Below are 22,734 nucleotides of genomic sequence, written 5' to 3' on the forward strand. Positions count from 1 at the left end.
GTGTTTTCGCGGGGGGCTCTGCGGCGGTTGATGACTGCCAAGGCCGGGGTCTTGCGTGATGGTGCTCTGATTCGTGAGGCCGGTGTGGCGTTGGCTGCCTGGGCAGAGGATGTGCTTCCACTGAATGTTCCTGAGTCTTTGGATGTTCGGGAGCATGAGGATTCCAACCTCTTGTTGGCGGCGCAGTTGCTGGTGCATGCTGCCCGGGAACGGCGTGAGTCCTTGGGGGCTCATTACCGCAGCGACAGCTGGGAGGACCCCGGAGTCGTCGAAGATATTGACAAGCGTTACACCATGAGCCGGAAAGTGAGCCTCGTCCATGACTAACCTGACCCTCCCCGCTGCCCCCGTCCGGGACATCCTGGAACGGGCGTTCGCGGAGGACGCGCCCAGCGGCGACATCACCTCGCAACTACTGATCCCCGCCGACGCCCGGGCAACTGCAGTGTTGAATGCGCGAGTCCCCGGGGTCTTCAGCGGCGGTCCCGTTTTCCGTGATGCCATGAAGCTCGTGGACCCGGACACGGACGTGGAATTGCTCCTCGCCGACGGTGAAGCCTTCGACGCCGGAACACACCTCGCGCGGGTCAGCGGCAGCGCCCGCTCGGTGCTCCTCGCCGAAAGGGTGGGCCTGAACCTGGTGCAGCGGATGAGCGCCATAGCCACCAAAACGGCGGAATTCGTGCGGCTTGTGGAAGGGACGCGCGCCCGGATCACGGACACCCGCAAGACCACCCCCGGACTTCGTGTGCTGGAGCGCTATGCGGTGCGCTGTGGTGGGGGAGCCAACCACCGCTACAGCCTCTCCGACGCCGTGCTGGCCAAGGACAACCACCTGGCCGTCATGACCGGAGGCGACTCCAGCAAACTGACCGAGCTGCTGATTGCAGCCAAGGCCCAGCTTGGCCACACCACCCACTTCGAGGTGGAAGTGGACCGGGCCGAGCAGATTGAACCCGTGTTGGCTGCCGGTGTGGACACCATCATGCTGGACAACTTCTCCATCGAACAGCTCCGTGCCGGGGTCAAACAGGTGGACGGACGGGCCATCGTGGAAGCCAGCGGCAATGTGAACATCAATACCGTCACCGAGATCGCTTCCGCCGGCGTGGACGTTATTTCCATTGGTGGCCTGACCCACAGCGTGAGCGCCCTCGACCTGGGGCTGGACGTCGTTCTAGAGACAGCCTGACCATCCCATGATCTTCCTTGACGCCGCAGCCACCACTCCGGTTCGCCGTGAGGCCCTTGAAGCCATGTGGCCTTACCTGAGCGGCGAGTTCGGCAACCCCTCCAGCCACCACAGCCTGGGCGAAACGGCAGCGGGTGCGCTTGCCGGAGCCCGTTCCGGCGTCGCGAAGGTCCTGAACTGCCGTGCCGGCGAGGTGACCTTCACTTCCGGCGGCACGGAAGCGGACAACCTTGCCGTCAAAGGCATAGCGTTGGCGCGGAAGGCGGCTGATCCGTCGCTGAACCGTGTGGTGATCAGTGCCATCGAACATCCCGCAGTGGAAGAATCAGCCCGTTACCTGGAACGGGTGCATGGATTCACCGTGGATGTGCTCCCCGTGGACGGGAAAGGTCTGGTCTCCATTGATGGCTTAAGGTCGGTCATAGGCCCCCACACCGCTCTGGTGAGTGTCATGTACGCGAACAATGAGGTCGGAACCGTCCAGCCCATTGCAGCCTTGGCCGCAGTGGCCCGGGAACACGGAGTGCCGTTCCACACGGACGCAGTGCAAGCCGCTGGGTGGTTGCCGGTGGACGTGAAAGCGCTCGGTGTGGACGCGTTGAGTATTTCCGGACATAAACTTGGTGCGCCCAAGGGATCCGGTGTCCTGTTCACCAAGGGGCGGCTTCGGGTGGAGCCCCTGGTGCACGGTGGCGGCCAAGAGAAGGCAAAGCGCTCGGGCACAGAGAACGTGGCAGGGGCTGTTGCGTTGTCCACGGCGCTCAAGCTCTCCCACGCTGAGCAGCCCCATCAAGCAGCGCGCGTTTCGGATCTCAGGGATCAGTTCATCCAGCGGATCCTCGCCACCGTACCTCACGCCCTGCTTACAGGACACCCCATCCAACGCCTGCCCTCCGTAGCTTCTTTCTGCTTCCCCGGAACCAGCGGCGAGTCTGTGCTGCTTGAGCTGGAGCGGCTCGGCGTGGTGTGTTCCAGTGGATCGGCCTGCGCGGCGGGATCCGACGCACCCTCGCCGGTGCTCCTGGCCTTGGGTATCGCCCCTGAAACGGCCCAGACGGCGGTGCGTTTCAGCTTCACCTCAACTGTCACCGACGCCGAACTGGAACAGGCAGCCGCTGCCGTGGAAACCGCCGTCGGACGCGTCCGGAACCTGGCTGTCCCGCAAGAAAAGCAGTAATTACTACCTGGGTGATTACACGTGCCGCGCGCGCCTGAAAATCCAATGCCGCAGCAGGGTAAACCGGACCGCCGTGGCCACGAAACCGGACAACGTGGTGGTCCACAACTCTTCGGTGACCGTGGCTTCGGGCCGAAGAAGATGCAAAACACCCAGGCTCCCGCCGGTGATGATCAGCGCGATGCCAATCACTATCACCCCACTGAGGTGGTCTTGCGCACGTTTCCTGCGGCCGGTGATTTTGAACGTCAACCGTCGATTCAGGGCCGTGTTCATCAACGACGTCAGAACAAGGGCAACGGCGTTGGCCAGCTGGGGATCGATCCACGGACGCAGCACAGCGTAAATGGCCAGCGAACTCGCCGTGCACACCACTCCGACTCCGGTGAAGCGGATTAATTGCCGAACAACCGGGTACTTCAGGACGCCGCGATGCCGTTTGCGTTGACGCGGGGGCTTTTGAGAGGGAGACGGGCGTAGCTCAGTGGCCTCCGCAGCTATCTCCATGGGGTTAAGCCTGACACACTATGCGGGCTGCTGTTCCCAGGAAGCGCCGGTGACGGGGTTGTGAAGCTCGCCGATTCCTTCCACGCGGCACACCACGGTGTCTCCCGGTTGGATTCGTGCGCACTCCGCGGGGAACCCTGTGAGCACAAGGTCGCCGGGCTGGAGCGTTATGAATGAGCTCAGATAGACCATGATTTCGTCCACTTTCCAGCCCAGGTCCGCTGAACTCGCAGTCTGCAGCTCCTTGCCGTTATGCACAATCCCGATCTCCAGGTTTGAGTCATCCAGGCTGGTGACTATCCACGGACCTGCGGGAGTGAAGGTGTCCTGGCTTTTGGCGCTGATCCAGAGTTCGTCGGACTTCTGGAGGTCGCGGGCGGAGACGTCGTTACCGATGGTGTATCCGAGAATTGCCGACCTCGCTGTTTCCAAGGTCAGGCCTCGGGAGGCACGGCCGACGACGACCGTCAGTTCAGCCTCCGGGTCCACGTAACCAACGGTGGAGCTCAACTGAATTGCTTCGCCCGGTCCGATCACGCTTGATGCTGCTTTGTGGAAGGCCTGTGGCGGCAGGTCCCGGCCAGGCTGCCCGGTGTTGTGCGCCATGCCGAAGACGTTTGCAGGTACCGAGGGGGCCAAAAAAGTGAACGCATCCTGGCTGACCACCGCCCCGGGTTCCCACCCGTTTCTGGCCGGGCTGCTGGCATTGGCCCTCGACGTCGGGAAGGGGGACTCCACCACAGTCCACTGTGTGCCTTCCGCCGAGTCGAAATCCCGGGCGTCGTTGGCCACAAAGAACTGCTCGTCAGGAGACTGGCGGGCCAAAGTTTGATCGGTGTCAGTTGCGATCGGGACGGGCCGGACTCGGGCGATGCGACGGGAAAAAGGCGAAGTCATGATGACATCCTACGTCCTTCCTGGCCGGTGGGTTGCGTTGTGGGGCCCGCTCTGCACACTCTGGCCCTCCCTTAGCGCGCAGAGCGGGCCTCACAACGCATCAGGTGAGGGGCGCGGATCCGAATGCCACGCTGAAGCGGTCACACCACAGCACCACGGATGTCAGCCCCGTGATGTCCGTTCCTGGCGGAAGTAGGTAGTTGTGATTGCCGTGCGTGGCTTTGACCGCACCGAGATCCACGTATCGGCCGGACCGGTATTTGAACCAGTCGCCGCCGGCCGGCAGGCTGCTCAACCATACTTTGACGTCCGGGCCGTCGCTGCTGGCCAGGTCCTCGAGCCGCAGCAGATGGCTGCCATCGGCAAGTCTCACCAACCGGGCAGTGCCTGTGGTCTCATGCTCTTGGGATTGGAAAGTGCCCGAGCCAAGAACCACCGGTGCCTCGGGAGTTGCGGGTGGGGGCGTTACCGGAGCCTGTGCGCTCGCGGGAGCGGGAGCCTGTGCGCTCGCGGGAGCGGGCGCGGCAGGCAGGGCATCGTAGACGCTGCTGCTGGTGAAGATGCGCCACGGCTGGAACAGGGCGGCCCCCACAACCACTACGGAAAGGACCACCACCCCTGCCACAACCGCAAGGATCCTGTTGGCCCGGATCATGCGCTGCAGTCTGTTCATGCTTCAAAGTTAGGCTTCGCGGCAGGGCTTTGGGGGTTCTTTTGCTTACAGGACGGTGACGCCTTCTTCCAGTGCCGTGGAAGGAACTCCTGTGCAGGAGGAAGCGCCGTGCAGGATGAACACAGGACCCGGGCTTAGAATCCGTTCCATGCGTCTGGCGATTATCGGGTTGGTCCTCCTTGTGGCTGGTGGGGTCACAGTGGTTACGGGTGTCCTGCCCTGGCAGGAGGTGGCAGTCCTTGTAGACCGGGTGGCACCCATCCTGGGTTTTGTCATTGCCATGACGGTGGTTACGGAACTTGTCAGTGAGGCCGGCGCCTTCCAGTGGATTGCCCGCCATGTGCGGGGGTGGGGGCGTGGACGCAGTGTCATGCTGTGGTTGCTGCTGGCGTTGTTTGCCACACTCAGTACCGTTTTCCTGTCACTGGATACGACGGCGGTGCTGCTCACCCCGGTGGTGGTCACCGTAGCCCGCCAAGCGGGCCTCCCCGTTCTGCCCTTCGCCCTGACCACGGTTTGGCTGGCCAACACTGCCAGCTTGTTGCTTCCCATCTCCAACCTGACCAACCTTTTGGCGCAGCACAATCTCGGTGGCATCAGCCCGGCACAGTTCGCGCAACTGATGTGGGCGCCCTCGCTCGCGGCAATTGTGGTGCCCTTGGCATTTGTTGCTGTGGTTTTCCGGCGGGAGCTTCGCAAAACCTACGCGCTCGATTCCGCCCGTCCGGCCCCGACCACCTCATCCACGGCAGCGCCGGACAAAGTCCTGCTCCTGGTCAGTGCGATCGTCCTGGTGTTGCTGTTGCCGGCGTTGGTATCCGGAGTCGCCATTTGGATTCCCGCCGCGTTGGCTGCCGCGATACTCGCCGTGACCTTCGCCGTCCGCCGACCCAAGGTGTTCAAGGTGGCCTTGATCCCGTGGTCCCTGCTGCTCTTTACCTGCGGCCTCTTCCTTGTAGTGGAAGCAACGCAATATCTTGGCGCATCAGTACTGCTTGGCCAGGTGGCAGGGCAGGGGAACGGGTTCCTTGAGCTGCTGAGGCTGGCCATGACAGGCGCCCTTGGCTCAAATGTCGTCAACAACCTGCCGGCTTACCTTCTGGCCGAGCCACTGGCCGGAACTCCTACCAGGATGGCTGCGCTGTTGGTGGGGGTGAACGCGGGACCCCTGATCACTCCGTGGGCCTCTTTGGCCACCTTGCTATGGCACGAACGCTTGGTGCGGATGAATGTACTGATCAAGTGGCGGGGGTACGCGGTTTTCGGCCTGATGGTGGCGCCGCTGACAATAGTGGCGGCCATTGCGGCCCTCGCAGTTCTCGGCCCCGGAGGGGTGTTTGGTTAGCCGAGATACTGTTCGCCCACTGGGACCTCGGCAGCCAGGCGGTTTGCTGGTCCCGCCAGCGGACAAGCCCAGGCCTCGTTGTAGGCGCAAGATGGGTTGTACGCGAAGTTGAAGTCCAGGACAAACTCTTGGTCTGCGCCGGATCCCCGCGTCCCATGGAACGAACCCTTGACCGTGTCCACCAAGTACCGTCCGGCGCCGTAGCTTCCGCCGTCCTTGCCTGCAGTGGCGTCGCGGAACGGCACGAAGATCCCGCCCCCGTAGCTCCTGAGCTTCCAGGCCGCCAACGAGCCCAGCCCGGGGAGGTCGAAAGTGCCGATTCGGACGAATGGCACCAACCCGTCAGTCCCCGTCTCAACGTTCATTTCCTGGCCGGCTCCCTCGGGTGACAAGGCGGCGTACCTCCGGAAGGAGGGGTCATAGTCGGCGGTTGGCAGTCCGGAGAAGGAAGCCTTCATATCGGCGGTGAGCGCTGAAGCCGGATGCGTAGCGAACATCAGGTCCCGTTCCTGCCGCCAAAACACGTGGGCGTCGAACGGGTTGGTGGCCGCGAGCTGGCGCACTTTGTCGTAGAGGGCGAACGTCCGCAGGCGCCAATCAGCAATATCAATAGCTGACATGGCGGGAATGTCGTCTTCGAAATAGTCCTTCTGGTCAGGAGCCATACACTCAGCCTAGTCCTGTGCGTGTCGCAGGACTGCCGCCGATAGGCTGTGGGCATGAAGGGCATCCTGAACCTGCGCTGCAATCCGATGCGGCTTGCCGTGTTTGCCGTGGCGGTCACAGTCCTCGCCGGCACAGCATCCTGCTCCGCCGAGAACAAGGGCCCGCAAGTCAACTCCACTACCGGCTCCCAACCAAATAGTTCGGAATCGGGAACGGCAACACAGGGCAGCACGACGCCGGCGACAGGCACCGGCGAAACTCCAAGCACCGGCGGGAGTACTTCGGCCAGCCCCGGGTCAAGCCCGGTGGCGACGGCGGTGTCCTGGAAGACGTACACGGACTCCGCCAAAACCGTCAGCTTCGAGTTACCTCAGGAGTGGATAGCCCAGTCGGTAACGCCGGAGGCGGGATCGTTGGCCAACGCTGTGAAGGTGGAGGTCAAGGATGCCGAGGGGCGGTACATAGCCACGCTACACACCGGGTTGCCTACGACGCCGCCTGCTGCCTGCCCGGCCGGTCAGGCACGCCCCTATGTGGTGATCAGCAGTGTGCCATTGGACATTCCCCACTCGGATGGCCAGGACACCATTGATCCGCGAGTAGTCTTCCGCGTGGTTCAGGGCTACAAGTTCTTCGGCTCTTACGGCATCACCAATATGGTGGCGGGAGTGGACGGACAGGCCTGCGAACTGAGGAACCGGGTTCAGGGCCCAGCCGGCAAGGGCGACATCACCTTTGGGGATGTCCCGGTCATCCATGCCTTTGCCGCTGATGAGAAGGTGGCACCGGCCAAGGCTTTCGATACCTTGGACCTGGCTGCAAAGTATGCGGTCCACGGTTCTGAATTCGCCAATGTCCAGCGGATGCTACTGTCGCTGAAGGTTAATCTGTAGCTCTGCGATTGGCTGATTCACATACATGGCGGCAATGGGGGCTGTCCGCCGCAACCCACCCCGGAGATCAATGGAACGCAATGTTGCTGCCTCACTCGTGTTCAAGACTGCAGCCAACACCAAGGTGGCCATGGCCATAGCCGTGGCCAATAATCGTGGTTACCGCTCTGTGAACGAAAACCTGTCCATCACCAGTGGTGGTGCCGAGGTTCCCTTTGCTGAACTCAGCGATCACCACGGCGGCCGCTTTCACTACCTGGAATTCAGCGAGCCGAGCGAGGTGACTGTGGACTACCGGGCAACGGTTCACGGCTTCGGGGAGCCGGACACATCCAGTCCGATGGAACTCATCAGGTACGTCAGGCCCAGCCGGTATGCGGAGTCGGACAGGCTGCTGCCTACCTCCTATGCCGAGTTTGGAAGCCTGCACGGTGCCGAGCTGCTCCATGCCGTCCGCAATTGGGTCAACGGGGAACTGCGTTACGTCAGTGGGTCCTCGCGGGGGACAGACGGCGCCGTGGAAACCCTGCTGCACCGCAAAGGTGTGTGCCGCGACTTCGCACACCTTGCCATTGCCCTCCTGCGGTCCAAGGATGTTCCCGCGCGGTTGGCGGCGGTGTACGCCCCCGGGCTAAGTCCTATGGATTTCCATGCTGTTGCGGAGGCGCACATCGACGGCGCCTGGCACATCATTGATCCCACTGGTCTCGCGCCCCGCGAATCCATGCTTCGCATCACCGCAGGCCGGGACTCCTCGGATACGGCCTTCCTGTCCACCGTGGGCGGCAGCCTGACCCTCAAAACGCTCAAGGTCAGCGCATCGGTCAACGGGGAGCTCCCGGTGGAGGACCCCCGGGAGCTCATCAGCTTGCGCTAGTGTCCGGCCACCGAGGCGCGGAGTTTCTCCGTGAGCCGCAGAAGCTCCTGCTGCTCCTCGGCCGTGAGCGCGGGCGCCACCAAGTTGGCGATGTCGCGGACATGTTCGCGGCCGATGGTCTTTTGGAGCTCGCTTCCGGCCTCGGTGAGTGAGAGCAGGACTCCGCGGCCGTCGTCGGGCGCTATGGTCCGCTCCACCAGGCCGCGCTTCTCCAGGCGGTCCACCAAGCGGCTTAAGCTGGACTGGCTGAGCAGGACCTTGTCATTGATCTCATTCAGGCGCAGCTGGCCCGAAGGGCAGCGGGAAAGCGTGAACAGGACGTCGTACTCCTTGACAGGAAGTGCTTTGAACGCCGGCCCGGACTGAAGCTTCCGCATCACCGCCACCTGGGAGCGGAACAACGACTCCCAGGTTTCGGCGGCGAGGCGCACGGCGGAGGATGCCGAAGGGCTGGACATCAGGCGTCCTGCCCCGCAGCACCAGCACCAGCAGTAGCGGACGCGCTGACCTTGGCCTCCAACGCGGCGGCAACCCGTGAGGCGTGCGTGGGTGCGTCCGGCACGTTCGCAGGCTTCATGGCGGCGTACTCCTTTCGAAGAACCGGCAACACCTCTTCGCCGAAGAGATCCAACTGCTCCAGGACGGTCTTCAGGGGCAGTCCGGCGTGGTCGATCAGGAACAACTGGCGCTGGTAGTCGCCGAAGGCCTCGCGGAAGGTCAGCGTCTTCTCGATGACTTCCTGCGGGCTGCCCACGGTGAGGGGAGTCTGCGAGGTGAAGTCCTCCAGGGACGGTCCGTGCCCGTAGACGGGTGCGTTGTCGAAGTATGGCCGGAATTCCTTCACGGCGTCCTGCGAGTTCTTCCTCATGAAGAACTGTCCGCCCAAGCCAACGATTGCCTGCTCCGGAGTTCCGTGGCCGTAGTGTGCGTAGCGCTCACGGTACAGGCCGATCAGCTGCTGGTAGTGCTCCTTAGGCCAGAAGATGTTGTTGGCGAAGAAACCGTCGCCGTAGTAGGCGGCCACTTCAGCGATCTGAGGCGTGCGGATGGAACCGTGCCACACGAAGGGGGCGACGTCGTCGAGCGGACGCGGCGTGGAGGTGAAGTTCTGCAGGGGTGTGCGGAACTTGCCGGACCAGTTGACGGTGTCCTCGTCCCACAGCTTGCGGAGCAGGCTGTAGTTCTCGATAGCCAGCTCGATGCCGTCCTGGATGTTCTTTCCGAACCAGGGGTACACCGGAGCTGTGTTGCCACGACCGAGCACCAGGTCCACGCGGCCATCAGAGAGGTGCTGGAGCATGGCGAAGTCTTCGGCGATCTTGACCGGATCATTGGTGGTGATCAGGGTGGTTGCCGTGGACAACGTGATGCGCTCGGTCTGGGCTGCGATGTAGGCCAGGGTGGTGGTGGGGGAGGAGGAGAAGAAGGGCCGGTTGTGGTGCTCGCCCAGGGCGTACACATCCATGCCGATTTCTTCGACCTTTTTGGCGATGGCAACGGAGGCCTTGATGCGCTCGTTTTCCGTGGGCGTGCGGCCCGTGGTGGGGTCAGTGGTGATGTCGCTGACGCTGAATACGCCGATCTGCATGATGTGCCTTTCTCCCTGCCCGAAGTCCCGGGCTCTGTAAACAGTGTACCTCAAACTAGATGCATTTGCATGTATCGATACCTGTAACAGGACAGGCCCGGGAATTGTTCCCGGGCCTGTCCACTACCAGTGCTTCTGTTGGGGGAGCCCGCTATTCTGCGGGATTATGGGCCGCACGGCGGCCAGTGACGCGTGGAATCATGCCCGTGGTCCAGTCCTGGAAATCTCCCGATGCGGAGCCGCCGTTCCCACCGGGTCCGTCGCCGGGAGCAGCCGTGGGCTTGTCCTGCAAAGCCTTCAGCAGGTCCTTCTTTTCCCGGCGCCCCTCCACGAGTTTGTAGAGCACCGGAACCAGGACCAACGTCAGGGCCGTGGACGAAACCAAGCCACCGATCACCACGATTGCCAGGGGTTGGGAAATGAAGCCGCCGCCACCAGTAAGGCCTAAAGCCATGGGAGTCAGGGCGAACACCGTCGCCAAGGCGGTCATGAGGATGGGCCGCAGGCGCCGGCGCGCACCGTGTGTGATGGCATCGGCAACGTTCATGCCCGGAGAGCCGTCATGTGGCTTGCGATATTGGTTAATCAGGTCGATCAACACAATGGCGTTGGTCACCACGATGCCCACCAGCATCAGCATGCCGATCAGTGACGGCAGCCCCAAGGGAACGCCGGTGATCAACAGCAGTCCCACGGCGCCGGTCGCGGCGAACGGTACAGAAACCAACAGGATGAGCGGCTGGATGAGGGACTTGAAGGCGGCCACCATGATCACGTAGACGATGGCAATTGCCGCCAGCAGGGCCAAGCCAAGCTGCCGGAAAGACTCCGCCTGCTGCGTTGTGGCACCACCAATGGTGGCGGTGACCCCCGCAGGCAAGTCCACAGCCGCCAGCCGCTCCTGCACCGCTGCGCTGACACTGCCCAGGTTGGATCCGGACGGCGTCACGGTCACTTTGGCGGTTCGCTGCCCGTTGCTGCTGGTGATGGACACCGGGGTGTCAACCTGCTCGACGGCGGCAATCGTCTCCAGTGCCACGCCGCCACGGGCTGTGGGAAGCTGGAGTGCCCGAACTGCGGCAATGCTGGTAAAGCGCGTGCCCTCACCGATCTGCACAGGGTAGTCGTTGGTCTCGATCCGAACGGTACCGGCCGGAATGGGGCTGACCGTGGAGGCCAGGAAGGCTCCTACTTGTTCTTCCGTCAGGCCTGCCGCCACGGCCTTGGCCCGGTCAACACGGACCTGGACCACCGACTGCTTGGAAGCAAGGTTCGTGGCGACCTCCGAGCTCCCAGGAACGCCTTCCATAGCCTTGATCATGGCATCACTTGCTGTCTGCAGGTCAGCGGAATTAGCGGCCCTGATGGTGATATCCACCGTTGAGGATGTCCCGAATCCGCCCTGCTGCGATCCCACCGTCACCTTCCCGGGGGCCCCTGCCAGCTTGGCGCGAACCTCATCCTGGAGTTTGGTTTGGTTCACTTTCTCGTCAGTGACAATGGTGAATGTCGAGTTGGAGGAACCAGTGGAAGTGAGTGCAGCGAAGCCGGTCTGGGCGTTTCCGGAAGTGACCTGCACGTCCTTGATGCCCGCAATGCCCTTGAGGGACTCCTCAATCTTGGAGGCTTCATCGCTGGTGGCCTGCAGGCTGGTGCCCGCTGGAAGGACTTGGCGCACAGTCATGCTGTTCTCGCCGGAGCGGCCCAATAGATCGGTAGACAGAAGGGGCGAGACGGCGATGGTGGCCACCAGAATCAGTGCTGCTGCCGACAAGGTGATAACCGGATGCTTTTGCGTCTTGGCGAGAAGAGGAAGGTAGCCTCGCTGGAGGCGACTGCGCTCCTCGGCCTCTTGGGCTTTCCGGGCGGCTTCCTTGGCGGATGCCTGTGCCTCAGCGCCTCTTCCGGGCGAGGAAAGGAACCAGTAGGCCAGGACCGGAACGATTGTCAGGGAAACCAGCAGTGATGACAACAACGCAATGGTTACGGTCAGGGCAAAGGGCCGAAACAGCTCACCGGCGAGGTCACCGACGAAAGCGATGGGCAGGAATACGGCCACGGTGGTCAAGGTGGAAGCCGTGATGGCCCCGGCCACTTCCCGGATGGACGTCAGGATGGCTGTCAGCTTGTGTTCGCCGTAGCTCAAATGCCGCTTGATGTTCTCGATCACCACGATGGAATCGTCAACCACCCGCCCGATCGCAATGGTGAGGGCGCCCAAAGTAAGGATATTCAACGAGTATCCCGTGGCGGAGATGCCAATGAAGGTAATCAGCAGGGACAGCGGGATGGAGACGGCCGTGACCAACGTTGAGCGTACGGACATCAGGAAGACCAGGATGACAGCTACGGCGAAGCCAAGGCCAAGGAGCCCTTCGGTGGTGAGGTCCTTGATGGACTTTTCAATGAAAGGAGCTTGGTCGAAGACCGGCGTGAAAGTCGCGTTGTTGCCGAGTTCCTCTTCCATAGGGCCGACGGCGTCCCTCACGGCGTGCGAAATCGCCACCGTATCGCCTTCCGGCTTCTTGGTGACGGACAGGGCCAATGTGGGCTTGCCGTTGGTGCGGGTGATGGACGTGGCGGCGTCGTCCTCGATGCTGACATCGGCAACAGCCCCAATGGTTGCAGCCGTTTTTGCGCCGGCCAAAGGGAGTCCCTTGATGATGTCCAGGGAATCCACCGGGCTGCCGAGCTGGAGGGAAAGGGTCTTGCCCTGGTCCTCAATGGTGCCCACGGGGATTAACGTGCCGTTGTTCTTGAGCGCATTGCTGATGGACTGGACAGAGGCCCCTGTAGTTGCCAGATCAGCGGGGCGGGGCTGGATCAGGATGTGCTGGCTGGAGCCGCCGGTCACGTCGGCGCCACGGACGCCGTCGATCTTCTGCAGGCGGGGAACGCTGAGCCGAAGGAGGTCGGCGTTGAGTTCGCTCAGCGGCTTGTCCGACGACACCGCCAAGTAGACAATCGGGAAGTCGCTGATGTTACCGGCGATGGACTGGGGCTCGACGTCGGCCGGCAGCACCCGCTTGGCATTGGAAATCGCCCGGTCAATCTGGTTCCGCGCCCGGTCCAGGTTGGAGCCGTACGTGAACACCATAGTGATCTGTGAAACGCCGTTGCGGGACGTCGATGTGGTGGATTCAAGCCCCTCCACGCTGTTCAAAGCTGTTTCCAGGGGCTGGCTCAACTGCTTGTCCACAACCTCCGGGGAAGCGCCCGGCATGGAGGTCACCACGGTGATCTGCGGGAACTCGATGGACGGAATGAGTTCCTGCTTGAGCGACCCCATGGTGATCACGCCGAACACCGCCGCAAAGACGGTGATCAGCGCGATCAGGGCCCGGTTTCCCAGGGACAGTTTGGCCAAGCGGAACATTGCATTGACTCCTGCGGTCTACGTAACGATTCGGCTGAGGGAACCGGCCGCAGCCCCGGGTGTGGCCTAGCTTTGGATGGCGTTAGCCACTTCCAATTGCAGGGACCTTGCAGTGCTTGCTTCCAGTTCGGCCGCCAGGTCCGCATTCTCGTTGAGCTTGACGCCGTAGCCCGGCATCATGTCCTTGAGTTTGGACTGCCAACCCTTGAAGTTCTTGGGGAAGGACTTCTGTAGCAGTTCGATCATGATGGGCACGGCGGTGGACGCGCCCGGAGAAGCGCCCAGCAGTGCGCCGATCGAACCATCGCGGGAAGCGATTACTTCGGTGCCGAACTGCAGGACGCCACCCTTCTGTGGGTGCTTCTTGATGATTTGTACACGCTGACCGGCGGTGATCAGTTCCCAATTGCCGCCGGATGCTTCAGGGTAGTACTCGCGCAGGGCCTCAACCTTGGCCTCGTGCCGCTTGGCAACTTCCTTGATGAGGTAGGCGGTGAGGTCCATGTTGTCCTTGGCCACGGCCAGCATGGGAATGATGTTTCCCGGGCGGATGGACAGCGGAAGGTCCAGGTAGCTGGAGGTCTTCAGGAAGTTGGTGGAGAACCCGGCGTACGGGCCGAAGAGGAGGGAGCGTTTTCCGTCCACATAGCGGGTGTCCAGGTGCGGGACGGACATTGGCGGCGCGCCGACCGAAGCCTGGCCGTAGACCTTTGCACTGTGCTGGGAAGTCACGGCGTCGTCGGTGCAGCGGAAGAATTGGCCGGAGACGGGGAAGCCGCCGTAGCCTTTGCTTTCAGGGATGCCGGATGCCTGAAGCAGGTGGAGTGCACCGCCGCCGGCTCCTACGAAGACGAACTTGGCATGGATGCGGCCGTGTTCGCCTGACTTGGGGTGCTTGATGGACAGGTCCCATCCACCGCCTGCTGCGCGGTGGATGTTGGTGACGTCGTGGCCATAATTGACCTCGGCGCCGCTGCTCTGCAGGTAGCCCGTCAGCTCGCGGGTCAAGGCGCCGAAGTCGACGTCGGTGCCTTCAGCTGCGCGGGTTGCGGCCACGCGCTGCTTGCGGTCGCGGCCCTTGACGATCAACGGTGCCCATTTGGCGATCTGGTCCTGGTCCTCGGTGTACTCCATGCTGCGGAACAGCGTGTTGGGTTTCAGGGCCTGGTACCGCGTTTTGAGGAAGTTCGCGTGGTTATCGCCGATGACGAAGCTCATGTGCGGAACTGTGTTGATGAAGCCTTTGGGAGACCCGATCACTTTGCTGTCCACAAGATGGGACCAGAACTGGCGGGACAGCTGGAACTGTTCGTTAATGTGCAGGGCCTTGGACGGGTCTACGGAACCGTCTTTTGCTGCGGGGGAGTAGTTCAGCTCACACAGCGCGGCATGGCCGGTGCCGGCATTGTTCCAGGGTCCGGAACTCTCAAGCCCTGCTTCGTCGAGTCTTTCGAACATGGAGATGGTCCAGGTGGGTTCAAGTTGCTTGATGAACGCACCAAGGGTGGCACTCATGATTCCGCCGCCAATAAGGACGACGTCGGCATGTTGAGTCTTGGAAATGAAGGTCACGATCAATCTCCGTTAGCGGCGGCACTGGCTGTCACAGAATATCCCCGTGCAGTCTCAATACTGAAATTGCGGGGAATCGTCAAGGCTTTAGGCGGACGTTTGTGAAAACTTCGTTGAGGACGGGGGAAGCCGGGTAGCTTTCAACCTTGTTGGACAGAGCCAGCGCCGAGATGGGGAAGGCTATGGGCACAGCCGGTACCGACGCCGCGATCTCAGCATTGATGGCCTGGTACTGGGCGTTGCGTTCATCGCCTTCGGGCATTGCCCGTGCGCGTTCTATCTTGTGGAAGACTTCCGAGTCGGCGTATCCGAACTCGGCGCGGGTTTCGCCAAAAAGGGGTCCGAGGAAGTTGTCTGCGTCCGCGTACGAACCGTTCCAGCCCAGGAGGTGAAGGCCCCGGTCGCCGGCCGACTGGACTCTTTGGAGGTAGCCATCTTCCCAGTCGATGGGAACCGGTTTGATGTTGAAGCCGACGGCGACGAGTTGGCGGCTGAGCTCGGCGTAAATCTTTTCCGGGGTGGGCATGTATGCCCTTGTGGCGTTGAGGGGGTAATAGAACTTCAGCTCTTCACCCTTATAGCCGGCTTTCTTCAAGAGCTCCTTGGCCTTCTCAGGGTTGAACCCCAGGGAGGGGGCATTGTTGTTGAAGCCGCTGAGCTTGGGTGGCACGAATTGTGATGCCTGCGCCGTGTTGTCGATGAAGAACTTACGGATCAACGCTTCCTTGTCGATCGCCATCTCGATTGCTTGGCGCACTTCGGGCTTTTCCAGCGGTGCAACAGCCTGGTTGATCCCCAGGTACATCACCGAGAAAGGGTCGCGCTGGATGATCTGGACACCCTTTTTGACCAGTTGGTCAAAAGTCCCTGAGGTCACAAGGTCGTAGGCGTCGATCTTGCCATCCAGAAGGGCCTGCTGGCGTGATTCCGCGCGATCGTAGGGGATGAAGTTGATGGTTGCGATCTGTCCCTTGTTTCCCCAGTAGCCCTTGTAGCTGGACAACGTGAGCTTTTTCTCATCCCACGCGGTGAATGCATAGGGGCCTGTGCCCACGGGATGGCCGGCGTAGGTGGACATGGCTTGGCCGTTGCGTACTTGGTCAAGGACATTGGCTGTCTTTGCCTGCAAAGCAGCCGGGGAAGATATTGCGAAGGCCGGCAAGGTCAACGCCTGAAGGAACCCGGTGAAGGGCCGCGTCAGATTGATCTGGACGTCGGTGGCCGAAACCACCTTGCAGTCTTTGAAAATGGAGAATACCGGCTGATCCGAGTACGCCTTGAAGACGCTCTGGAAGGAGATGCCCGGCGCCTGATTCCTGAGCTCCTCGGGAAACGTGAACCAGCGGTTGAAGTTGGCGCATACGGCGGTTGCATCCAGGGTAGTGCCGTCGTGGAAGGTCACACCGGACCGGAGCGTGAAGTCGTAACTGAGCCCGTTGTTGCTGTCTTTCCACTCCGTGGCGAGGAGGGGCGTGGTTTGACCTGTTTCGCCATCCACCCCCACAAGTCCTTCGAGGACTTGGCGGGTGACACGGTAGGACTCGGAATCGGCGGTCATGGCGGGATCCAGGCCCAAGGGCATGGACGCCGTGCCGAAATTGAAGGTTGCTGTCGGTTCAACCGCGGGGGAGCTGCCGGTGGATGACGACGGCGACGGGCCCGGGGTTCCGGTGCACCCTGCCAGTCCCAAAGCCAGTACGGCAGCCCCGAACTGCATGCCCAGGCGCCGCATTTTGCTGCTTGCCACTCGTGTCCCCTCAAGCCGGTTGGAAGTGCTGTGGCCGGCTTCGGCCAGACCGCATTCCAGTCTAGTTGAACGTCCTGACTGCGCTTCCCAGCGGACTTTCAGGTGCCCCGGCTGCATGAAAATAAAAATACCCCCGGTCTTGCAACCGGGGGTATTTCCGTATCTGTGCGCAAGGGGGGACTTGAACCCCCACGCCCGAAGGCACAGGAACCTAAATCCTGCGTGTCTGCCAATTTCACCACTCGCGCTGGCAGGCAATCCGACCGCCTGAAAGGACGGTCGCTGCCATATACCGGCCTCCAGTGTACCCGTTACTTGTCCAGCTTGAGATCCCGCCGGAGCTTGGCTACGTGCCCGGTGGCGCGCACGTTGTACTGGGCCAGGGAAACCTTTCCATCGGGATCAACCGCAAAGGTGGAACGGATCAATCCCATGTAGCTGCGGCCGTAGTTCTTTTTCTCACCCCAGGCCCCATATGCCTCGGCGACGGTGTGATCCTCGTCCGATAGCAGCCGAAAGGTCAGTTGTTCTTCTTCGGAGAACTTGGCAAGTGCCTTGACGGGGTCGGGGGAGACACCCACCACTTCGTATCCTGCAGCCTGCAGTGACCCCAGGGAGTCGCGGAAATCGCATGCTTCCTTGGTGCACCCGGGAGTGGAAGCGGCCGGGTAGAAGTAGAGGATGGTTTTTCGTCCGCGGAGGTCGGACAAGCTCACGCTTTTGCCGGTTTCATCCTGAAGTGTGAAGTCCGGGGCGGCATCTCCCGGGATAAGTCGTTCAGCCAAAATGTTCTCCTTACCAGTGGTCGCGATTTCCCAGTTTAGTGGGCGAGGCCGCGTCCTCACCGCTTCCGCGCATATACTGTCGGCATGCCAGATATGGAGAGATGGCCCACCACCCGTTTGCTTTCGACAGCCGCGCGCCTGGTGGAAATCTCGTGGAACGAAAAATTGAAGTCCATCGGTCTTACCCACGCCGGTGTCATTGCCATGCAGGTGTTGGCTGCCAAGGGTGCCATCACGCAGGCGGCTCTGGCCGAAGTTGCGCGGGTCAAGGCTCAAACAATGGGTACCACCCTCGCGAGGCTTGAGCTGCACGGGCATGTCACCCGACAACGCAGTGACTCCGACCGCCGAAGTCACGTGGTGACTCTTACTGACGCCGGCATTGCAGCTCTTGCAGAGGCAGTAAAGCTTGAGCAGGATGTTCTGTCCCCCGTTGCCGTGGATACCGTCCGGCTGCGGGAGGAACTTCGGTTGGTCGTCCGGGGCCTGGCGGGGTTGCCCGCGCCGGAGCAGGAAGCCCACACGGAAAACACCGACTTGCCGCAGGCCTGACCTGAGCCCGTTGCCGGGCTTCCTGCGGGAAGCTCGGCATGGAAACGCGAAAGGCTCCGGATCGTAGATGCGATCCGGAGCCTTTACTTTGTGGTGCACCCCCCGGGACTCGAACCCGGAACCCATTGATTAAGAGTCAATTGCTCTGCCAGTTGAGCTAGAGGTGCAGCTATTGTTTCGGCTTATGAGGGAATTTGCATTCCCCGTTGGCCTCTGCAACGACAAATAACTCTACACCAGTTTTTTGTGGTCACGGACCACATTCGGCCCTGCGTGATGAACGCCATGTGGTCGGCGCAGGAAACGGCATGAATTAACACAAAAAAGGCCTTGGCGTGATATTCACACCAAGGCCTTTTGTTTTGTGCACCCCCCGGGACTCGAACCCGGAACCCATTGATTAAGAGTCAATTGCTCTGCCAGTTGAGCTAGAGGTGCAGCTGTTGATTTCGATCCCACGGGGAAGCTTTTATTTCCCCGGCGATCTCCGCAACGACATGTAACTCTACACCACTTCCGTCCAAGTGTGAAATCCGCGGCATACCGCCACTGGCATCACGGCGCAGGCCTCAAAATCAGCGCAAAATCAGGGTTTCTGTTGTTGCTGATGACCCAGAGTGTGCCATCAGGAGCGCGGGCTACATCCCGGAGGCGGCCATATTCCCTTGTGAAGTAGGCCACAGGGGAGCCTGCGGTCTCCCCGTTAAGGGGAACCGCCCAAAGCCGTTGTCCCCGGAGCGCCCCTGTGTAGGCAACGCCGTCCACGATTTCCAGCCCACTGGGTGAGGCATCGGACGTTGAGGGCCAGACGACCTTCGCGTCGATCAGGCCGCTGCGGCCGGGCGCTCCAGTCACGGTGGGCCAACCGTAATTGCCTCCAGGGGTAATCAGGTTCAGTTCATCATCCACGTCAGGACCAAATTCACTGGCCCAGAGTCGTCCGGCGTTGTCCCAGGCCAGGCCTTGCACATTCCGATGCCCGTAGCTGTACACGGGATTGTCGCCGAAAGGATTCCCTGGCGCCGGGTGCCCCTCCGGAGTGAGTCGTAGGATCTTGCCGCCCAAGGCGTTCGTGTCCTGCGGCTGCTCCCGACGCTGAGAGTCACCGGTTCCGACGTAGAGGAACCCGTCCGGGCCGAATCGAATCCGGCCGCCGTTATGAGTGGAAGCCTTGGGCATCCCGGAGAAAATCACTTCAGCCTTACCCAAAGTCACCATGCCGCTTGGATCCCCGGTCAGTTTCATGCGCGCAATCCGGTTGTCGTCCGAGGACGTGAAATACGCGTACATCCAGCGGTCCGTTACGAATTCCGGCGAGAGGGCAAGGCCCAACAGCCCGCCTTCTCCGCCGGGTTCGACGCCGGGCACCTCGCCTAAGGTAGTGGCTTGACCGTTTCGGATGCTCTTTACCTGAGCGGTGTCCCGCTCGGACACCACGGCGGTGCCGTCCGGCAGGAAGACCACCGACCACGGCAGCTGCAGTCCGACGTCGAGTTTTTGGGTGACATCGGGAGTTTGTGGCGCGGCGGGCGTGGATTGGCCGGCTTGCGCGGACGGAGACCCCGGCGAAAGGGGCCCGCCCTGCATGGGAGCGGTGCCCTGACTTGCCGATGCCGCTGGTGTTGCCGCTGTGCCCGGAGACGACGGACTGCCCGTACATCCAGGCAGGACAACCAGGATTGCCAGCAACAGGGCATAAGAAGAAGCGGGCACCCAACGATCGCGGGTTTCCGAGGGGCGCCTTCTTGTATCCCCGACCGCTGCGTTCATGACCGCTGGCGGAAAGTCAGTGCCTGTTGCGACGTGGAGGCCGGAAACCGGCAGCTTCGGCGTGGGCGGATGATTCGAACCAGACGTCGGCGGCAGCGTCGTCATAGCCTGCAGTGTCTTCGTCGAAGTAGGTCATGGCGGACGCGCTGGCCTTGACGGGATAGGAGTCCCCGGGTGCGCTGGAGGAGCCCGTGCCGTAAGGGTGCTCGACGGCCAGATGACCAGTGCCCGCCGAGTCTTCGGCGGCAGCGGACTCGGCGCCCGGCAGGGTGGGTGAATGTGCATCGGTGTACTCGTGGTGATGGACCGGGGTACCGCTTGCATCGGTCCATGAAGATTCCCACTCCGCCTTGTCCTCAGCGGTATCCCTTGCGGCCGTGTCATCAGCCTTGGGGCCGGAGGTTGCCGTTGTGGAACCCGAGTCCCAGTCGTCAACATCGCCGGCGTCAGCCGCGTGGACCCTGGCGTCAGTATCCACGACGGGCTCGTCCACCACTGGTTCGTCAATGACAGGATCGGCCACTGAGGGGGCTGCGATGACGGGTTCCTCCACCGTCAATCCGGGTGTGGAAGCCGGGTGGACGTCAGAGGCGGCAACGGCGGGTGAATCGTCGACGGCGGTACGCGGCTCGGTCTCTACGTCGGCCGCGGCGGGGGAGGCCCCGTGTGCTTCTCCGGAAGGTGCGGGTACGGATGGGGCGGGTTCGTCGGCACGGGGGCCACTGCCCTCGGAGGCCGCTTTGCCGAGATTGGTCACACCTGCCAGGCCTGCCACGCCTGCTGCGGCTGCACCGGCATCCGGGATGGATCCCGTACTGGCGGGCGCCGTCGCTGCCGGGGGAGTGGTGCCGGATACCCCGGCGGTGCGATCCTCGGCGGTGGCGTGGGTTGAGGTGGGATCGGTATTCCGCGTCTTGTTGCGGTTCATAAGCCACCAAACAATAGCGACGACCAAAACAATGACAATGACCCAAATTAACCAGTCCATGGTGGAGGCCCTTCTGCTCACAGGGGTGCAGCTCGTGGTATTCCCGACGTTACGTGCCTGCTAATGGGCTGTCCAGCGTTTGACCTGCTGCTTCGCCCGAAAACATCTCCCTACTGACCATTTGTGGAGCGGCGGATGGATGACGCAAAGACCGCACCATGGAAAAAGTATGGGCTTAATGCGGCGTGCAACAGCGTCGGCAGAGGCCCGGTAGACATAGACTTTGGACCATGAGTGACGCCACCCAGATTGCGACAGAGAATACCCCGGACATCAAACCCCGCAGCCGGGTGGTGACCGACGGCATTCACGCGGCGCCGGCCCGTGGCATGTTCCGTGCGGTGGGCATGGGCGACGACGACTTTGCCAAACCTCAAATTGGTGTCGCGAGTTCGTGGAACGAGATCACACCCTGCAACCTTTCCCTGAACCGCCTTGCCCAGGGCGCCAAGGAAGGCGTCCACGCCGGCGGCGGTTTCCCCATGCAGTTCGGTACCATCTCCGTTTCGGACGGTATCTCCATGGGCCACGAGGGCATGCACTTCTCCCTGGTCTCCCGTGAGGTGATCGCGGATTCCGTGGAGACAGTGATGCAGGCCGAACGCATCGATGGCTCTGTGCTGCTGGCAGGCTGTGACAAGTCCCTCCCGGGCATGCTCATGGCTGCTGCCCGCCTGGACCTCGCGTCAGTCTTCCTTTACGCAGGCTCCATCATGCCGGGCTGGGTCAAGCTTGAAGACGGCTCCGAGAAGGAGGTCACCCTCATCGATGCCTTCGAGGCAGTCGGTGCCTGCGCTGCGGGCAAGATGAGCATGGAAGACCTCACCCGGATCGAAAAGGCCATCTGTCCCGGCGAAGGCGCCTGTGGTGGCATGTACACGGCCAACACCATGGCCTGCATCGGTGAGGCCTTGGGCATGTCCCTTCCGGGTTCAGCCGCCCCGCCGTCGGCAGACCGCCGTCGTGATGATTTCGCACGCAAGTCCGGCGAAGCGGTAGTTAACCTGCTGCGTCTGGGGATCACGGCCCGCGACATCATGACCAAAAAGGCGTTCGAGAATGCCATTGCGGTCACCATGGCCTTCGGCGGTTCCACCAACGCTGTGTTGCACCTGCTCGCGATCGCCCGGGAAGCCGAAGTAGAACTGACGCTGGACGACTTCAACCGCATTGGCGACAAAATCCCGCACTTGGGGGACCTCAAGCCTTTCGGCCGCTACGTCATGACCGACGTCGACAAAATTGGCGGCGTGCCGGTCATCATGAAAGCACTGCTCGACGCCGGACTGCTGCATGGTGACTGCCTCACCGTGACCGGCAAGACCCTCGCCGAAAACCTCGCCTCCATCAACCCGCCTGACCTTGATGGCAAGATCCTCCGTGCCTTGGACAATCCCATTCACAAGACCGGCGGCATCACCATCCTGCACGGTTCCATGGCCCCCGAAGGCGCCGTAGTGAAAAGCGCCGGGTTCGATGCGGATGTCTTTGAAGGAACTGCTCGTGTCTTCGAGCGCGAGCAGGGCGCGCTGAGCGCGTTGGATAACGGTGAGATTAGCAAGGGTGACGTGGTGGTTATCCGCTACGAAGGGCCCAAGGGCGGGCCGGGCATGCGCGAAATGCTGGCCATTACAGGAGCCATTAAGGGCGCAGGGCTTGGCAAAGACGTTCTGCTGCTGACCGACGGCCGCTTCTCGGGTGGCACAACAGGATTGTGCATCGGCCACGTTGCGCCCGAAGCCGTCGACGGCGGGCCCATTGCCTTCGTGAAGGATGGCGACCGCATCCGTGTGGACATCGCCGCGCGCTCTTTCGACCTCCTGGTGGACGACGCCGAACTCGAAGCCCGCAAGGAGGGCTGGGAGCCGCTGCCCGCAAAGTTCACCAAGGGCGTGCTGGCCAAGTACGCAAAGCTCGTCCACAGTGCCTCCACCGGGGCGTACTGCGGATAATTCCTGCCGTGGACTCCGACTGTTGAGACACAGTCGGAGTCCGGCAGGCGGACATGGCTGTCCAAATAGTGAGATACGATAGTGGTCAATTGACACGTATCTCACTTTGAGGGAACACTGAACGCATGATCACATTCGTTACCGTTGGCGTCGTCGTCCTTACCAAGCGCGTGGCTT

19 protein-coding genes, 3 tRNA genes and 1 pseudogene are annotated in these 22,734 nt (G+C 61.9%); 8 read left to right on the forward strand and 15 right to left on the reverse strand.

All coding sequences use genetic code 11. From position 1 onward, the window contains the following. The 3 genes and pseudogenes from EU811_RS12355 to EU811_RS12365 all read left to right on the forward strand — a co-directional run. Nucleotides 1–327 (forward strand): annotated as a pseudogene (locus EU811_RS12355) (L-aspartate oxidase); the annotation flags it as partial. Then, nucleotides 320–1,192 (forward strand): carboxylating nicotinate-nucleotide diphosphorylase, encoded by an 873-nt coding sequence (nadC, locus tag EU811_RS12360; protein WP_142938707.1) that lies wholly within the window; start codon nt 320–322, stop codon nt 1,190–1,192. The pseudogene EU811_RS12355 and the gene nadC, both read left to right, overlap by 8 nt. Nucleotides 1,193–1,199: 7 nt before the next feature. Then, nucleotides 1,200–2,369 carry a cysteine desulfurase family protein gene (locus tag EU811_RS12365; RefSeq protein ID WP_142938708.1) on the forward strand — a complete coding sequence of 390 codons (1,170 nt, stop codon included), beginning with the start codon at nt 1,200–1,202 and terminating at the stop codon, nt 2,367–2,369. 15 nt (nt 2,370–2,384) lie between these two features. Here the strand turns inward: EU811_RS12365 and EU811_RS12370 are convergent, their stop codons facing one another. The 3 genes from EU811_RS12370 to EU811_RS12380 all read right to left on the reverse strand — a co-directional run bounded on the left by EU811_RS12370 (nt 2,385) and on the right by EU811_RS12380 (nt 4,446). Next, nucleotides 2,385–2,876 (reverse strand): GtrA family protein, encoded by a 492-nt coding sequence (locus EU811_RS12370; RefSeq protein ID WP_142938709.1) that lies wholly within the window; start codon nt 2,874–2,876, stop codon nt 2,385–2,387. Between the two features lie 18 nt (nt 2,877–2,894). After that, the gene (locus tag EU811_RS12375) at nt 2,895–3,773 is read right to left on the reverse strand and encodes a fumarylacetoacetate hydrolase family protein (RefSeq protein ID WP_142938710.1); all 879 of its coding nucleotides are present in this window, start codon (nt 3,771–3,773) and stop codon (nt 2,895–2,897) included. 100 nt (nt 3,774–3,873) lie between these two features. Beyond that, nucleotides 3,874–4,446: a DM13 domain-containing protein gene (locus tag EU811_RS12380; RefSeq protein WP_142938711.1), complete on the reverse strand. Its 573-nt coding sequence runs from the start codon at nt 4,444–4,446 to the stop codon at nt 3,874–3,876. A 148-nt stretch (nt 4,447–4,594) separates the two neighbouring features. Here EU811_RS12380 and EU811_RS12385 point away from each other — a divergent pair, with 148 nt between their 5' ends. Continuing rightward, the gene (locus tag EU811_RS12385; RefSeq protein ID WP_142938712.1) at nt 4,595–5,791 is read left to right on the forward strand and encodes an SLC13 family permease; all 1,197 of its coding nucleotides are present in this window, start codon (nt 4,595–4,597) and stop codon (nt 5,789–5,791) included. Here EU811_RS12385 and EU811_RS12390 read toward each other — a convergent pair. Next, complete coding sequence (locus tag EU811_RS12390; protein ID WP_142938713.1) at nt 5,788–6,456, reverse strand: DUF1684 domain-containing protein; 669 nt, start codon at nt 6,454–6,456, stop codon at nt 5,788–5,790. The genes EU811_RS12385 and EU811_RS12390 overlap by 4 nt on opposite strands. 54 nt (nt 6,457–6,510) lie before the next feature. On the opposite strand from EU811_RS12390, the gene EU811_RS12395 reads away from it, so the two are divergent. Next, on the forward strand, nt 6,511–7,350 hold the full coding sequence (locus EU811_RS12395) for a hypothetical protein (protein ID WP_142938714.1): 840 nt from the start codon (nt 6,511–6,513) through the stop codon (nt 7,348–7,350). A 70-nt stretch (nt 7,351–7,420) separates the two neighbouring features. Further along, a complete protein-coding gene (locus EU811_RS12400) occupies nt 7,421–8,227 on the forward strand; it encodes a transglutaminase-like domain-containing protein (protein ID WP_142938715.1) in 807 nt (268 codons plus the stop codon). Here the strand turns inward: EU811_RS12400 and EU811_RS12405 are convergent. The 7 genes from EU811_RS12405 to bcp form a co-directional block, all read right to left on the reverse strand. After that, a complete protein-coding gene (locus EU811_RS12405; RefSeq protein ID WP_142938716.1) occupies nt 8,224–8,685 on the reverse strand; it encodes a MarR family winged helix-turn-helix transcriptional regulator in 462 nt (153 codons plus the stop codon). The genes EU811_RS12400 and EU811_RS12405 overlap by 4 nt on opposite strands. Next, the gene (locus tag EU811_RS12410; protein ID WP_142938717.1) at nt 8,685–9,815 is read right to left on the reverse strand and encodes an LLM class flavin-dependent oxidoreductase; all 1,131 of its coding nucleotides are present in this window, start codon (nt 9,813–9,815) and stop codon (nt 8,685–8,687) included. Before EU811_RS12410 ends, EU811_RS12405 begins: the two co-directional genes overlap by 1 nt. 151 nt (nt 9,816–9,966) lie before the next feature. Next, a complete protein-coding gene (locus EU811_RS12415; protein ID WP_142938718.1) occupies nt 9,967–13,191 on the reverse strand; it encodes an efflux RND transporter permease subunit in 3,225 nt (1,074 codons plus the stop codon). Between the two features lie 66 nt (nt 13,192–13,257). Further along, on the reverse strand, nt 13,258–14,763 hold the full coding sequence (locus EU811_RS12420) for a malate:quinone oxidoreductase (protein ID WP_142938719.1): 1,506 nt from the start codon (nt 14,761–14,763) through the stop codon (nt 13,258–13,260). Between the two features lie 79 nt (nt 14,764–14,842). Beyond that, nucleotides 14,843–16,510, reverse strand: a complete 1,668-nt coding sequence (locus EU811_RS12425) for an ABC transporter substrate-binding protein (protein ID WP_142938720.1) — start codon at nt 16,508–16,510, stop codon at nt 14,843–14,845. Between the two features lie 166 nt (nt 16,511–16,676). After that, a tRNA-Leu gene (locus EU811_RS12430) sits at nt 16,677–16,758 on the reverse strand. A gap of 63 nt (nt 16,759–16,821) precedes the next feature. Next, nucleotides 16,822–17,295, reverse strand: a complete 474-nt coding sequence (bcp, locus tag EU811_RS12435) for a thioredoxin-dependent thiol peroxidase (protein WP_142938721.1) — start codon at nt 17,293–17,295, stop codon at nt 16,822–16,824. A gap of 84 nt (nt 17,296–17,379) precedes the next feature. On the opposite strand from bcp, the gene EU811_RS12440 reads away from it, so the two are divergent. Continuing rightward, complete coding sequence (locus EU811_RS12440; RefSeq protein WP_142938722.1) at nt 17,380–17,847, forward strand: MarR family winged helix-turn-helix transcriptional regulator; 468 nt, start codon at nt 17,380–17,382, stop codon at nt 17,845–17,847. Nucleotides 17,848–17,938: 91 nt separating this feature from the next. Here the strand turns inward: EU811_RS12440 and EU811_RS12445 are convergent. The 4 genes from EU811_RS12445 to EU811_RS12460 all read right to left on the reverse strand — a co-directional run bounded on the left by EU811_RS12445 (nt 17,939) and on the right by EU811_RS12460 (nt 20,605). Further along, a tRNA-Lys gene (locus tag EU811_RS12445) sits at nt 17,939–18,014 on the reverse strand. Between the two features lie 198 nt (nt 18,015–18,212). After that, nucleotides 18,213–18,285, reverse strand: a tRNA-Lys gene (locus EU811_RS12450). A gap of 117 nt (nt 18,286–18,402) precedes the next feature. Beyond that, nucleotides 18,403–19,617 carry a PQQ-dependent sugar dehydrogenase gene (locus tag EU811_RS12455; protein WP_142938723.1) on the reverse strand — a complete coding sequence of 405 codons (1,215 nt, stop codon included), beginning with the start codon at nt 19,615–19,617 and terminating at the stop codon, nt 18,403–18,405. Nucleotides 19,618–19,633: 16 nt separating this feature from the next. Then, nucleotides 19,634–20,605 (reverse strand): sunset domain-containing protein, encoded by a 972-nt coding sequence (locus tag EU811_RS12460; RefSeq protein ID WP_238703401.1) that lies wholly within the window; start codon nt 20,603–20,605, stop codon nt 19,634–19,636. A gap of 230 nt (nt 20,606–20,835) precedes the next feature. Here EU811_RS12460 and ilvD point away from each other — a divergent pair, with 230 nt between their 5' ends. After that, on the forward strand, nt 20,836–22,557 hold the full coding sequence (ilvD, locus tag EU811_RS12465; RefSeq protein ID WP_142938725.1) for a dihydroxy-acid dehydratase: 1,722 nt from the start codon (nt 20,836–20,838) through the stop codon (nt 22,555–22,557). The last annotated feature ends 177 nt before the right edge of the window (nt 22,558–22,734 follow it).

The organism is Arthrobacter sp. TS-15 (assembly GCF_006964045.1).
In the GTDB taxonomy this organism is placed as follows: domain Bacteria; phylum Actinomycetota; class Actinomycetes; order Actinomycetales; family Micrococcaceae; genus Arthrobacter.